The organism is Marivirga sp. (genome assembly GCF_051117495.1).
GTDB lineage: Bacteria > Bacteroidota > Bacteroidia > Cytophagales > Cyclobacteriaceae > Marivirga.
The window spans coordinates 128,360-143,296 of sequence record NZ_JBNPEF010000018.1 but is presented as its reverse complement, the minus strand read 5'-3'; the positions used below and the strand labels follow the sequence as shown (position 1 = coordinate 143,296).

General features: G+C 35.3%; 11 protein-coding genes. 5 read left to right on the top strand and 6 right to left on the bottom strand.

The window, feature by feature from the left end; genetic code table 11:
* Positions 1–136 precede the first annotated feature (136 nt).
* Both ACFE0M_RS10350 and ACFE0M_RS10345 read left to right on the top strand, forming a co-directional pair.
* Entirely contained in the window at positions 137–1,165 is a 1,029-nt protein-coding gene (locus tag ACFE0M_RS10350; RefSeq protein WP_434545689.1) for a hypothetical protein, read from the top strand.
* Positions 1,166–1,539: 374 nt separating this feature from the next.
* Positions 1,540–2,013: a hypothetical protein gene (locus ACFE0M_RS10345; protein WP_434545688.1), complete on the top strand. Its 474-nt coding sequence runs from the start codon at positions 1,540–1,542 to the stop codon at positions 2,011–2,013.
* 229 nt (positions 2,014–2,242) lie between these two features.
* Here the strand turns inward: ACFE0M_RS10345 and ACFE0M_RS10340 are convergent, their stop codons facing one another.
* From ACFE0M_RS10340 to ACFE0M_RS10330, 3 genes are all read right to left on the bottom strand, one after another.
* Positions 2,243–4,618: an alpha/beta fold hydrolase gene (locus ACFE0M_RS10340; protein ID WP_434545687.1), complete on the bottom strand. Its 2,376-nt coding sequence runs from the start codon at positions 4,616–4,618 to the stop codon at positions 2,243–2,245.
* Positions 4,619–4,916: 298 nt separating this feature from the next.
* Entirely contained in the window at positions 4,917–5,477 is a 561-nt protein-coding gene (locus ACFE0M_RS10335) for a hypothetical protein (protein WP_434545686.1), read from the bottom strand.
* Between the two features lie 53 nt (positions 5,478–5,530).
* Positions 5,531–7,912: a PKD domain-containing protein gene (locus tag ACFE0M_RS10330; protein WP_434545685.1), complete on the bottom strand. Its 2,382-nt coding sequence runs from the start codon at positions 7,910–7,912 to the stop codon at positions 5,531–5,533.
* Between the two features lie 145 nt (positions 7,913–8,057).
* Between ACFE0M_RS10330 and uvrA the strand changes: the two genes are divergently transcribed.
* From uvrA to ACFE0M_RS10315, 3 genes are all read left to right on the top strand, one after another.
* On the top strand, positions 8,058–10,883 hold the full coding sequence (uvrA, locus tag ACFE0M_RS10325) for an excinuclease ABC subunit UvrA (protein ID WP_434545684.1): 2,826 nt from the start codon (positions 8,058–8,060) through the stop codon (positions 10,881–10,883).
* Positions 10,884–11,103: 220 nt separating this feature from the next.
* On the top strand, positions 11,104–11,658 hold the full coding sequence (locus ACFE0M_RS10320) for a TetR/AcrR family transcriptional regulator (protein ID WP_434545683.1): 555 nt from the start codon (positions 11,104–11,106) through the stop codon (positions 11,656–11,658).
* Positions 11,659–11,708: 50 nt separating this feature from the next.
* On the top strand, positions 11,709–12,485 hold the full coding sequence (locus ACFE0M_RS10315; protein WP_434545682.1) for an SDR family NAD(P)-dependent oxidoreductase: 777 nt from the start codon (positions 11,709–11,711) through the stop codon (positions 12,483–12,485).
* A gap of 692 nt (positions 12,486–13,177) precedes the next feature.
* Here the strand turns inward: ACFE0M_RS10315 and ACFE0M_RS10310 are convergent.
* The 3 genes from ACFE0M_RS10310 to ACFE0M_RS10300 all read right to left on the bottom strand — a co-directional run bounded on the left by ACFE0M_RS10310 (position 13,178) and on the right by ACFE0M_RS10300 (position 14,898).
* Positions 13,178–13,627, bottom strand: a complete 450-nt coding sequence (locus ACFE0M_RS10310; protein WP_434545681.1) for a hypothetical protein — start codon at positions 13,625–13,627, stop codon at positions 13,178–13,180.
* Between the two features lie 54 nt (positions 13,628–13,681).
* Positions 13,682–14,530, bottom strand: coding sequence for an HAEPLYID family protein (locus ACFE0M_RS10305; protein WP_434545680.1), 849 nt, complete (start codon positions 14,528–14,530; stop codon positions 13,682–13,684).
* 80 nt (positions 14,531–14,610) lie between these two features.
* A complete protein-coding gene (locus ACFE0M_RS10300) occupies positions 14,611–14,898 on the bottom strand; it encodes a hypothetical protein (protein WP_434545679.1) in 288 nt (95 codons plus the stop codon).
* Positions 14,899–14,937 lie beyond the last annotated feature (39 nt).

Genomic DNA, 14,937 nt, shown 5'->3' with positions numbered 1-14,937 from the left:
CCAAAATTTCTACTACTTTAGGAGGAATTGAAAACATACTAAACACAACATCAGCTATCGAATCATTAATGAAAGGTCATCAAATTACTAAGATTCCCAATCAAAACGATCGATAGCCTGCTGTTAGCAACAACAAATGCGGGAACTGAAGTCTTTAAAATATTTTTGTGGTTCATTGATGGATCCGATGTTTGAGGTTTTCGAAATTTTAGATAATGAAAACCATGATGAACATCGTAACCTTCAATATGACCTGAAATCTCTTAACCTTAAAGAAGTAGATGAATTTGTTAAGAAGCATCATATAGAACATCTGATTGGTAGCCAAGAGGATAAGGACGAAGCTAAAAGGGCTTATTTTTTAGTTTACATACTTCAATATCAAATAAATCTAAAACGTAAAGACAAACTAACAGAACCAACAACCAGGCCTGCCCCTTATAATTTTTCAAATTTAATTAACATTGAATTCAACAAAAATCAATTAGTGATGATGGATGATTTTGATTTGTCCCTTTTCAGCATCTCTCATGGGGGGATGGTTTATATGTTATGTCCAGTTAATGAAAATTCAAACTCTAGCTATTGGATATCACAAGCAATCTTTAAACAGCAGATAACCAATAAAGTAAATTTTAAAATTCGTCTAGACCCACTTAAAGAAATACCATTAAGTCAATATAATCCAATGATGTACAGAATGCATGTACATGGTAAACCATTGGATTGGGAGTACCTTAAAACATTAAGGTTTGACGATTTTGGACAGTGGTTCAATGAAAATGAATATGACAAAGCTGGATTTACTGACTACGTATGGTCACCTAAAAAAGATGGTACAATACACTTTACTTGTGAGGAAGTACCTAAAGCTGGGTATTTAGGGATTCGATCAAGTAGATATTTTCATGCAATATTTAATAAAAAAACCGGTAGAATTAATCATTGCGATGGGGCCATCAGATTTTACACAGAAGATGAGCTAATACACCGAGTTCAATTTCAAGTAAAAGACCCTGAAGCAAGAAAGGTAGGTAAAAGAATTAAAATATTTCAATATGATAGTAAAGACAATAATGAGTTTGAACTTAAACAAGATGATTTCTGTGATTTAGCAGTAAATTTCTTTGTATGGAATCATGATGTATTGAGCTATTTCAATTAAAAGAAGTTGCTAACATTCTGTATAAATCATGGCTTTTCAGTGCAAGAAGAAACTCAGGCTCTTTGTAGAAAGTCCGTCAATCCGCAGGATTGACTTATTGTTGGGAATTAATTTAATAAGCCAATCCTGCGGATTGCCTCGGTAGTTAACTGAAATTTTTATACTTTTAATCTGCCGCGAATTTATTAAGTGGCGTTGTAGTACATTCCTCACATTACAAACTTCTGATTATTTTCTAAAGTTAACGTAAAAAATGGAGGGACAACTTTGATTGAAAATGAACAGGTTTTAAATATATATAGTTGACTATTAATATTATAACTTTACGTTAGTCATAATTTCACATCGAATTAATTCTTAAAACAGAAAGCTTTTTGAAACTTATAATTTTCTTAAAACTATTGCTCGTAGCTTCAATTGTCCAAGCTCAGAATATTGATGACCTGAAACTTGATTCAAGTGAAATATCTATTAACTACAGAATTATAAATTACCCTAAATATAAATCAAGAGCTGAAACATATTATCGATATACAAAGACTTACAATAGCATCATTGGTGAAGTAATCGATAAAGATTTCCAGGCATTCTTAAGTACTAAAGGGGCTGGAACAATTTTTTATTTTAAGTTTAAAGAAAATTTGAGTACAGACGATCTATTACAAGCATTGCTCTGGGGTGATGACGAATCCTCTAAAAAGAAATTGACAGAATATTTGGTTATTAATAATTTTTTGGTGGTTTGGAGATTTGATCATAAAAGTGAATTGGAGGCTGTCTCTCGTAAGAAAGTTAATTTTATATTAGGCCACTCACATCAATTAGATGGATATAACAAAACACACTAAAACACTAAATATAGGTCGTTGGGCAAATAGTGCTAAAGTTGAAAATGATTACATTTAAGAGAATATTTGGTGAATTAGTAGATTGGAGCCTTGAAATGCCCAACGCCACATATTCTTAACTTAAAAACCGGATACAAAAAAGCCCAAAAATTATGTCCAACTTTTGGGGTTCACTTCATTTACAGGCTTTCTTTTTAGCAGTTTGTCATAAATATAAAAGCTTCATATTTTATTCTTTTAATGTTTCCTCAAAAAGCTTGAATATCCTGCTATATTCGTCTGTCCAACTGCTAGGCTCAACAAAGCCATGACTTTCAACCGGATATACTGCCATTTCCCAGTTTTCTTTACCTAATTCAATTAATCTTTGCGACAGCCTGACCACATCTTGGAAATGCACATTGGTATCTACCATGCCATGGCAAATCAAAAGATGACCTTCCAAGCCTTCAGCAAAATAGATGGGCGAACTTCTTTTATAAGCAATTGGGTCTTCCACTGGCGTGTTCAGAATATTGCTGGTATAGCCATGATTATAATGCGCCCAATCTGTTACCGATCTCAAAGCCGCACCAGATTTGAATGTTTCCGCTTCATTAAACAAAGCCATTAAAGTGATAAAACCACCATAAGAACCTCCATAAATCCCGATATTCTCTTTATCTACGCCCAATTCATCGACCAAATACTTAGCTCCATCAACCTGGTCACTCAAATCCTTTCCTCCCATGTGGCGATAGATTCCCGTTCTCCAATCTCTGCCATAACCGGCACTTCCTCTGTAGTCAATATCCAAAACCGTATAGCCATTATCAGCCAATAAATTATGGAACATATATTCCCGAAAATAAGAACTCCACCACTGATGTGCATTCTGTAAATATCCCGCTCCATGCACAAAAATAACAGCTGGTTTGCCGTTACTTCCACCTTCAGGTTTATAAAGGCGAGCATGCACTTCCGCACCATCTTCCGCTTCAAATGTGATATATTCCGGAGTTCTCCATTCATAAGACTGAAATTCATCTGAAATGGAATTGGTAATTTTTTGGGCTTCCGAATTGGGTTGATTGTCCATTACATATAATTCCCAAGGCTGAGTAGCCGTACTTTTCCTTAAGGCAATTTTACTTTCATCCGGAGATATGGCATACTCCATTCCACCTTTATCAGAAGTCAATTGCTCCATTTTTCCTCCTTCAACAGGCATTTTGTACAAATTTCGAATCCCTGGAGTTTCAGGATTTGCCAAGAAGTAGAAGTGATTTTTATCATTGGACAGGTTCACATCATAAATTTCAAAATCACCTTTTGTCAGTTGTTTTTTCTTCTTTTTGGTTTTGCTCAGCTCTACTGAATAAAGATGGCTGTAACCGCTTGCTTCCGATTGGAAATAAAGCGTTTTATTGTCTGCCAAAAATCCTTTAGTGGAGCCTCCCCAAGCATAACCAATTCCTGGTCCGGCAATCCATGCTTCATCTCTTTGGCGGTCAATTAATTCTAATTCAGCAGTTTCAGGATTTAATAAAAACAACCATCTGTCTTTATTGTCCGTAGCCCGGGCATCAATAACTGTATAATTTCCATCTTCAGAAAATAAAGGGGATTGGAATATCATTTTTCTTTTTTCAAAATCTTCCTCTTTCCTTTCAGGATAATCGCCCCAATAGGCTGGTATTTGATCAAGTCCTTCCACTTCAGCAGTACTCACCATTTTATTTTCTCTGGTTTTGAGATTGAAAACCCCTAACTCCATGTGTGCCTGCTCTCCGCCTACTTTAGATCGCGCCCTTAAATCTTCCGTATTCCCCGATTCAGTGACATAGTCAGGCACAATGGTATTGTCATTTCCATTGGGCGAAATATATAGTCTATAAATTACATAATTACCATCAGGGCTAATGCTGGACTCTATTAGTCTTTTTCCGTCTAAATAAAAAGTGGGAATTCCTGTTGCTTCAATGCTTTTTTTATATTCTTCGGACTTTTCTTCTTTATCTTTTCTGTTCTTTAATACACTGATTAATTCGAGTTGCTGATTATTCAACCATTCTTCTTTGTTGGATTTTTTAGCTGATTTTTCTTTCGGCTCACCTTCTTTGCTAAACTCTACTAATTGACGGGTTTTTCCACTTGCTTGATCCCAACTGAAGATGTTATTATCAATAGAATAGTATATTTTGTCTTCATTTGGGAAAAAACCTGCATTTGAGATTCTTTGTGAATTTTCAATTAAAACTTCAATTTCTCCTGAATTAGTATCAGCTAAATATAGATTTCCATTTCTGGTGAACAGCTTTTTTGTTTTGGCTTTGTTATAAACTCCGTATCTATCAGTAAAGCTCATTTCCTGCTCATGATTTATTGAATTAATCTCTCCGGATTCGATACTGTAGGCATAAAGTGAATCCTCAGGATTATTATCCGGATTCCAATTGAAAAATAATTGGCTACTATTCTCCCCCCAATAAAAATTATTGGGTGAATGGCCGATCCAAGCAGGATCTCGCATGATTTTATGGACACTTAATTCTTCTAATTGCTGAGCAATGGATGTTGATAAAAAAAGAATGAAGAAGCAAAAACTGATATATAATTTTCTCATAAAAGATGGAATTTTAAAAATGAAGTTTAAACTACACTTTTATGAGTAAATGCGGAAATGATATTTGATAAAAGGAGGAATTGGGATATTAAAACTTTAAACTCAAAAACCGGTCTGACTATCGTCTGACCTAGGGAAGCAGTTAGGTCAGACGATAGTCAGACCGGCACTTTAATCCTGAAGGGTATTGTTATAAACTAAAAAAACCGCCCCCAAAGGAGACGGCTTTCCGGCTTAAAATGAAAAAACAACACCTAAACAAACACCTGTTTTGTTTAGGTCTCGTTCTCATGTTCAATTACATTGTTAAACTGAGTCCAATAGTTCCATAGCTGAATGATCCTCTTCCGCCTTCCAGATATAGGCCAAAACTTTTACTAAAATTGTATCTAAAACCAAGAATGGGTCCAAGGTTTAATCGCACTTCATTAGTTTCAAGGTCTTGAAAATCACCTGAATATAAATTAAAGTTTAATCCCATAATGAGAGTCGCATAAATATCCCATTTCTCGTTCACGTCCAATTCTAAGGCATCATTCAATAGAATATCCGTCAAATGGAAACTCGCTCTTCCGCCAATAGCAAATATGGAGTAGCCACCATTGAAACCAGTTCCAGAATAATTCCAACTAGCGATGCCCACATAAGGACCAACGCCAATAAAATCACCAAGGCCAACCTCATAATTGGCAGTGATAGCAGGAATTGAAAAGCTTCTGCCATAAACATATCCATATCCATAATAGCCGAATCCTAAGCCGGCATTGAAGATATTATCGCCTTTTTCAAATGATTGCGATTTAGCATCGAATGCAAAAAGGCTAATGATTGCTATTAATATTATTGTTAGTTTTTTCATATTATAAAATTTAAATTAATGGGTAGAATTATTTACTACCCCATTGACTATTGTTAATCTATGAGTACTGGACCTGCTGTATTATTAGAAAAAGTATTATTAGCACTTCCTGCCTGAACATCATTTACTGAAGCTCCTCCAGATTGGTCAATTGCTATACCATAACCACTGGAATCTGTAAATTGCGAATTGGTGATACTAATTACCGAATTTGTGAAAACGCCAAGATTACATTTAAAATCAGCATTGCTTGGGAAAGGCATTTCTGAAAAACCTCCATTACTGATGATAACATAATCTAGCTTATTATTGGCATTGGAAGAGGCAATCCTTAAACCTTCCCATTTAATTCCACTGGTAGATGTAAATGTTATTTCATTTCCATCACTCCCTTCGGCAATAATTGAACCATCAATTTGGATGTGTCTATCTTCTCTTGCTTCAAAATAGGCTCCGGCAGCTATGGTTAAGTTTCCATTTATATCAAGATTTCCATCAATAATATATTTTGCAGTGCCATTTAACTTATTCCAAGTTACAGTTTCTTCTGGCACTAGTGAAGAGCCAAAGATTTCAACCTCACCTTGTGAATTATCGGAAAAAGTTGTGGCTCCATCTATCTTGGAAACATGAAATGCATTCAAGCTAATTGCAGTTTGATTATCTGAAAAATTATTACTGGAAAAAGTTCCTAAATCAGACAAATCATCATTCACATGCAACCCATAGCCATCACTATTAGAAATAGATGAATTCGTCAAATTCAAAAATCCTCCTGCATCCAACGCAATATTGGCTTTATAATCTGCGCTACTTGCTAAAGCCCATTCTGAATTTCCAGCGTAAGAGACTTCTACATTATTCAAGGTATTGTTTTGGTTAGAAGAACTGATATAAATCCCTTGCCAATGTAGTCCGCCTGAGATATTGGAGCTGGTGAAAGTAATGGTATTAGACTCTCCTCCATCTGCTAAAATACTAGCTCCTGAGTTGATTGAGAAATAAACATCTTGATCAAAAACAAAATTAGATCCCTCAGCAATAGTAAGATTTCCATTTATGTTTACATCTCCACTTACTCTATACTGAGTGCTACCATTCAATTTATTCCAAGTTACAGTTTCAGTATCTGGAAGAGTCGAACCAAAAATTTCAACATCTGCATTTGCATTATTATTAAAAGAAGTAGCACCATCTAGTTTAGCTACATTTATAGCTCTTAATGAAATACCTCTGCTATTATTTTCAAAAATATTGTTAGCAAAAGCACCTAAATCACTTTGATCATCATTTACGTGAACCCCATATCCTGCACCATTGCTGATGGTAGAATTTTCGATATTTAAAAATCCACCTTCGTCTAATCCAATATTGGCTTTATAATCTGCACTGCTTCCAAAAGACATTTCTGAATTTCCTGCATACTCAACTATAGTGTGTTCCAGACTATTCCTTTGATCAGATGATTGAATAAAGATTCCTTTCCAAAGTTGTCCTGCATCTATATTAGATGATGTAAATTTTACCATATTCTCTGCAGTTCCATTCGCATCAAATACACCACCCGAACCTACATATAATTGTACATTTTCATCTAAGATCACGTTTACCCCTGGGTCAATGGTCAAATAAGCTGTAATACTAATGCTACCTACTACTTGATAATCTGGCAGGCTTGGATCTTCATATATATCTTCCCAAGTAGTGTCTTCAATAACATCAGCATCAATGATAACTGGCGAAACTTCAGCCTCAATAGTCACTTCCGCAGTGTTTTGATTACCTTCTCCGTCATCCACAATTAAAGCAATGGTGTATTCCCCTGCCAAATCTGCTACAAAATCCAAGGTTACGGTTTCTTCATTTGCCAAAGTAGGCGTACTGTTGCTCGGTGCAGAAGTTACCTCCCAGGAATATGTTAAATCATCATCTTCAGGATCTGATGAATTAGCTCCTGACAACTGGAAAGTGTTTCCAACATTGACAACATTATTGTTATTGTCCGGGGCAATTGATTCATTGTTTGTATCAGTAATAACAGCCGTAGGTGCTTCATTCGCATTCACTTCTGCTGTAATCAATACATCATCCGAAGCGGAATTTCCATCAGGATCTTCCACTGTTAAAGTTGCAGCATAATCACCAGCAACATCGGGTTCAAAGGTTGCGAGCTCGCTGGATGCATTTGATAAGCTGGCATTACTACCTGTCGGTGTTTGTGTCAATTCCCAGCTAAATGTTAAAGTACCCCCATCAGGGTCTGATGAATTGCTTCCGTTAAGCGTTACTGTGCTTCCTACAAAAGCATTAATATCCGTTCCTGCATCTGCAATGGGTGGTTCCCCCACTACGGTTTCATCTTCTTTACAAGAAATCATTACTAGGAGTGCTAGAATTAGCATACTCCATTTTCTTAAGTGTTTTAAATTTTTCATAATTGTTTAGATATAGTTTTTTCTTTTCAACATGATAGACACCAATTTTTTCTTAATTGGGTCATATTTTATGAATTAATTTAAAATTTTTTCTTAGTCTAACAAATTCACTTTTCTCGGGTTAGCTTTTTATCTTTGCAAGCTTATGGAAGTAGTCGAAAAAATAAATGGGCAGGTTGATTTTGAAAACCTTGACCCTAAAAAATATATCATCATTAAAGGCGCTAGAGTTAATAATCTAAAAAATCTTAGCGTTGCCATTCCAAGAAATAAATTAGTGGTCATTACTGGGCTTTCCGGTTCCGGGAAATCATCTTTAGCATTTGATACTTTATTTGCCGAAGGCCAAAGAATGTATGTAGAAAGTTTAAGCTCTTATGCTCGTCAGTTTTTGGGCAGAATGGAAAAACCTGAAGTCGATTTTATTAGAGGCGTTTCCCCTGCCATTGCCATCGAACAGAAAGTCAATACTCGAAATCCTCGTTCTACGGTGGGTACCACTACCGAAATTTACGACTACATGAAACTGCTTTTCGCCAGAATAGGGATTACCTATTCACCTAAAAGCGGAAAAAGAGTAACTAGAGATACCGTAAGCAGTATTTCAGATGAAATCCATAGCCACCAAGAAGGAGAAAGATTTATGGTTTTGGCTCCTTTGATTGTCCCTAAAGGAAGAACCCTTCAGCAGGAGTTAGAATTGCTCTTAAGTAAAGGTTATACGAGGGTTGTTCATAAAGATGATGTGCTATTTATAGAAGATATTATAGCTGAAAAGCAGGAACTAAAAAGAAAGGATTTATATATTTTAATTGATAGAGCCTCGGTTCAAAAAGAAGACGAGGATAATCAATTCAGAATTTCGGATTCTATACAAACAGCCTTTTTTGAAGGTCATGGTGAATGTATTATTGATTATGTAGAATCTGAAGGGAAAAAAGCATTCAATGACCGATTTGAATTGGATGGTATTCAATTCGAGGAACCTACCATTAATTTATTCAGCTTCAATAATCCTTACGGGGCCTGCAGAACTTGCGAAGGCTTTGGAAAAATATTAGGTATCGATGAAGATTTAGTAATTCCCGATAAAACATTGTCGGTATATGAGGGCGCCATTGCACCCTGGAAAGGTGAAACCATGAAAAAATGGGCAGAACCGCTATTGAAACATGGAATTGAATTCGATTTTCCTATCCATAGACCTATTGAAGAATTAACTCAAGCAGAATATGATTTGCTTTGGGAAGGCAATAAATATTTCAAAGGATTAAATAAATTCTTTGACCACTTACAGTCCAAAATGCACAAAATCCAATATCGCGTGATGCTTTCCCGCTACAGAGGAAGAACTACTTGCCCGGATTGCAAAGGAACACGATTAAGAAAAGATGCAGGCTATGTTAAAATCAATGATGCTTCCATTATTGAATTGGTATTGAAACCTATTGACCAATTGTTGGAATTTTTTGAGAAAATCAAATTATCTGAAAATGAACAAAAAATAGCAGGTAGAATCCTGAAAGAAATCAATAGCCGTTTGGAATATTTACTGGAAGTGGGTTTAGGATATCTTACGCTTAATCGTTTAACTTCTACTTTGTCTGGAGGTGAATTTCAAAGGATTAAGTTGGCAACTTCTTTAGGGAGTGCTTTGGTGGGCTCTATGTATATTTTGGATGAACCTTCCATAGGTTTGCACCCTAGAGATACTGCTCGATTGGTGAAAGTGCTCAAAACCTTAAGGGATTTGGGTAATACCGTAATAGTAGTGGAACATGAGGAAGAGGTGATGATAGAAGCGGATGAAATCATTGATATTGGGCCTGATGCCGGAGCACATGGAGGAGAATTGGTATTTCAAGGAAATCTTGAAGCATTAAAAACAGCTGACAATACCCATACTGCTCGTTTCCTTAATGGAAGCAATGAAGTGGCCGTTCCTAAAAGCAGGAGAAAATGGAAAAACAGTATTTCCATAAAAGGAGCCAAGGAGAATAATCTCAACATAAAAGAAGTCAAAATTCCATTAGAAATTTTGACTGTAGTGACTGGGGTTAGTGGTTCCGGAAAATCCACTATGATCAAGAAAATATTGAATCCGGCTTTAGCCAAAATGATTGGTCAAGGTAGCAGTGAAGCCACCGGGAAATTTGAAAAACTGGAAGGGGATTATAAAAAAGTAAAATCCATAGAGTTTGTGGATCAAAACCCAATAGGAAAATCTTCTCGGTCCAATCCGGTTACTTATGTAAAAGCTTATGATGCCATTCGTCAGCTTTTCTCCGATCAGACTTTAGCCAAACAAAGAGGTTATAAACCTGCCTTTTTCAGTTTTAATGTGGACGGTGGAAGATGCGAAATGTGCCAGGGTGAAGGCATTCAGAAAATTGAAATGCAATTTATGGCTGATATCGAGCTGACTTGTGAAAGTTGTAAGGGACAGCGATTCAAGAATGAAATTCTCGAAATACAATATAAAGGTAAGAACATAGCGGAAGTGTTAGATATGACTGTGGAAGAAAGCTTGAAATTCTTTGAAGGCAATAATCCCGTTATCAATAAATTGCAACCATTATTTGATGTGGGCTTAGGCTATATCCGATTAGGACAATCTTCCAATTCCTTAAGTGGGGGAGAGGCACAAAGAGTGAAATTAGCTTCTTATTTAGGTAAAGGAGGTAGCTTAAAGAATGATCATCATTTATTTATTTTTGATGAGCCCACAACAGGTTTACATTTTCATGACATTAAAAAACTCTTAGAATCCATCAATGCCTTAATTGAGCAAGGAAATTCTGTGATTATTATTGAGCATAATATGGAAGTCATCAAAACAGCTGATTGGATTATTGACTTAGGTCCAGAAGGAGGTGAAAAAGGCGGAAAAGTAGTTTTTGAAGGGCTTCCTGAAGATATGGCTAAACTTAAAGATAATTATACAGCTGAGTTTTTGAGGGGGAAGTTATAATTCAAAATGCCCCAAGAAAAAGCCATAACTTACTCCAGAAATGTCGGACAATTTTTATGTCCGACATTGGGAATCTAAAAGGGTTTATGTCTTTCTGGAAACAAATGTCCGACCTTTTCAATGTCTGACATCAGCATAGAATTTCAGCATACAACTTATATATCTAAAAAAAATTGAATAAAACAAAACCGAATGAACATTCATTCGTATATTTGTATCAATGGATAAAAGAGAACTCATATTGCAAGCCACTTTAGAGTTGGTAACGGAGAATGGATTTCATGCTACTCCTATGTCAATGATCAGCAAAAAAGCGAAAGTTGCAGCAGGCACAATTTACCACCACTTTGAAAATAAAGAAGTGTTGCTAGAAGGTTTATATGCAGAATCAAAGAGGAAAATGGGTAGGGCCATGCAATTGGCTACAGTAACGGGCAAAGATTATGAGGCAGATTTTAAATCTATATGGATTTCACTCTTTATATTCTATGCTGAGAATAACCAGACATTTCAATTCTTAGAACAATATGCACAATCACCTTTTATCCGAAAAGAAACCAAAGAGGAGCAAAGAAAACACTATCAGCCTATCATTGACTTTCTCGGTGAAGGTATAAGAAAGGAATTTTTAAAGTCAATGGATGTAGAAATACTAACTGAAATGGTGCATGGAACAGTAGTTTCAGCAGCAAAAATATTTCATCAACAAAAAGGGCTTACTAAAAAGACTATAGAAGAATTGGCGCAATTTGCCTGGCAAGCTACTAAGGCATAAAAATTTTAACTAAAAACCGAATGAACATTCAATCTAATAATCATAATAACATGAAAACTGCATTAATCACAGGAGCTTCCTCAGGTATTGGTCTGGAGTTAGCTAAAAATCACGCACAAAAAGGAGACAATCTGGTTCTGGTAGCTAGATCAGAACAAAAGCTAAACGAACTCAAAAAAGAATTAGAAAACCATTACAAAATTACGGCAACTGTTATTGCTTTAGACCTTTCTAATCCTGAAGCAGCTTATCATCTTTTTGAATTAACTGAAAAACATCATATAAAAGTTGATTATTTAATTAATAATGCCGGTTTCGGTGATTTTGAAGAATTCAGCAAGTCTGATTTAAATAAGGCTCAACAAATGATTGACCTTAATATTAGTAGTTTAACTATTTTGACTAAGTTATATTTAGATGGAATGCTGGAAAGAAAATCAGGAAAAATCATGCAATTAGCCTCTACTGCTTCTTTTCAGCCTGGCCCCTTGATGGCGGTTTATTATGCCACCAAGCATTATGTATTGGCATTTTCAGAAGCCATAGCGGAAGAACTGAAAGGATCAGGTGTAAGTGTTACGGCTCTTTGCCCAGGTCCGACAGCTTCAGGCTTTCAAAACGCAGCTGATTTAGGCGAATCTAAATTAGTAAAGGACAAAAAATTACCTACATCTGCTGAAGTCGCTAAATATGGTTATAAAGCCATGATGAAAGGAAAAAGGGTTGCTATACACGGTTTCCAGAATAAGTTGATGGCTTTTAGCGTACGTTTTACCCCTAGAAGCTGGGTGACCGCATTGGTGAAAAAACTATCAGATAAAGCTTAACCCTATTTTGACATATTTAGTTAGAAAAAAAACCTGGCTGGTCTTGTTATAATTTCCCTGTTTAGGTGTTTTCACCTAAACAACGACCTTCATGGCAAATTTTATCTCATAAAAACTTTCAGGTGAAAACACCTGCAAGGGGGTGTTTTACTTTAATTCTTATTAAACTTGACAAAGTAGGGTAAATATTATTATCAGATACTTATAAAATAATAAAATCAGTTTTATGTCAAATTAAAATGGTTGGTGTGCCACCAACCATGGAATATACCCCGGTCGGTGGCACACCGACCGGAAACCGTGATGTATAAACCTGAGTTCGACTTTAAATCTCTGTAAAACCATCTTCAAAGCGTCATTTCGGTCCCGATAAATCGGGATTATATTTAAAAAACAGAAAATTGTCCGAAATCTTCGGATAGCATTTTGAAGAAGATACCTGATAAATAAATACTTTTTGAAATTTAAGTATTTATTTTCCGGTATAGCCTGTCCCGCATTGCGGGAACGTTGCTTCTAATAATCGAACTCAGGTTATAATTTAAATAAACCTGACAAGTTCCATCATCCCTATTCTGAAGTTGATAAAGTAGGATTGATGCTTTTATAAAATACTTATGGTCTAATAAAATCGGTTATGTTTCAAATTAAAATGGTTGGTGAGCACACTAACCATGATTTTCTAAGCAAAATCAATCGATTTTATTTAATTTGAATGTATAGAACCCATAGTCATCATATACCTCCAAGTTTAAATTATTAAAGCCAATTTTGGTAGCATTACTGTAAAAACCGAATCTTTCGCGGTGGATATAATCAACGAATTCCATATCCAAAGTATAAAGTCTTTCATTGCCTTGGCTTGTTCTGGTTTTATGGAGGGTTAGGAACCAATCCCCTTCAAAATAGGCATCTAATGAAGCATCATAATATTCTGCAAAGCCATCTTCATAAAACGTAATTTCATCACCTTTATATTCATCTATAATATTATTTCGAAAGAGTGCTAAATCACCTTTATAAAAGGCTCTGTGGAAATACCACTTGCCTTCAATTCGGTTTTCTCTTCTTTCTAATCTACCTCTGTCGGTACATGAAGAAATAAAAATAACAATCAGTAAAAAGAAATATAGCTTTTTCATAGGTCTGATTTTTGATTTAATTTTTCTAAACCAAAAATCAGACCAATTTGAATTTTATTTATGCTTATGACCAGGCTCATATATCAATCTGATGAAACTGCTCAAGCGTTCTCTTTCTCTGTTTATGGGTATTCCACCCACAATACCTACCAATAAATTATTAGAAATAGATACTCTCATTTGAGGTTTAATCACCATAGCGAAATCATCCGTAGTGACTATTTTATTGAATTCCACCCCAATAAAATTCCTAGTATTGGGTATCATATAATGAAAGTTGGTATTGATTTCATATTCAAATTCTTTTTCCAATTCATTATTGAAAGGTATAAACCATCTTGGTCCAGTATAAATCAAGGAATGAAATCCATTTCTCCAGTTTGTCGCTGAAATTAAAAATGGATTGATAATGTCTCCTTGAAATATGGAGCTGCTGGAGATACTATCCAAAGGTATAAATACAAACTCGTTTATTCCTCCGATTGCCATTGAAGTGTTCATTTTTTCGGACACCAAAAAGGTCCACTGAAATGCTTTTTTGATTGACTCCACTCTGTTTGATGGTCTCATTCCATTTGCATTTTCTAATCCATTAGAAGTATAAATAGAAACGGGTACCTCAATTTCAAGACCTAGTCTATCTCGAACAGCCCATTCGTATTCTACCAGAGCTTCGTATTTATCATAATTTAGTCTGTCGAACATTCCCAAGCCCACATTCCATTCATTTTCGCCTTTTCTCGCTCCCAAATCACGAATAAGGTCTATAAAAAGAGGTTCCGCATGTTCAATTTTTAATGGTTTTTCCGAATGGGCATGATCTGTTTCTTGTGCGCTTACAGAGTTGATTAAGCATAATAATAGTATTGCTACAACTATAGCTATAGATTTATTGTAAATCATTTTAAAATAAATTTAATGAGTTAAACCCGAGAATAGGGTTGTTGATAAATTTCAATCAACTGAAGAGTTGATTCTTAAGATTATGATTTACAAAACTGGGGTGGAGGGGTGTCAATCATCGTAAACCCTTTAGCTATGCTGAAATTAGGATAAATAGATTGATTCTCATTGATATGATTATTTTTTTTAATTAAGGGTATTTCCAAAGTAGTGGACACAAATTTTTGAATGCTATCCACTAAATTATCCGAACTATCATCATGTTCATCTGTCTCAAATAAATCTGAATTGGTAGCATCTTCAACCAATATCTCTAAAATACCCGCTGCATTATTTTCAATTTCCATATGTGGATTGAAGCGCTTCATTTCGGGTATCAAAATGTTGTTAAGTAAAATAGAAAGGAG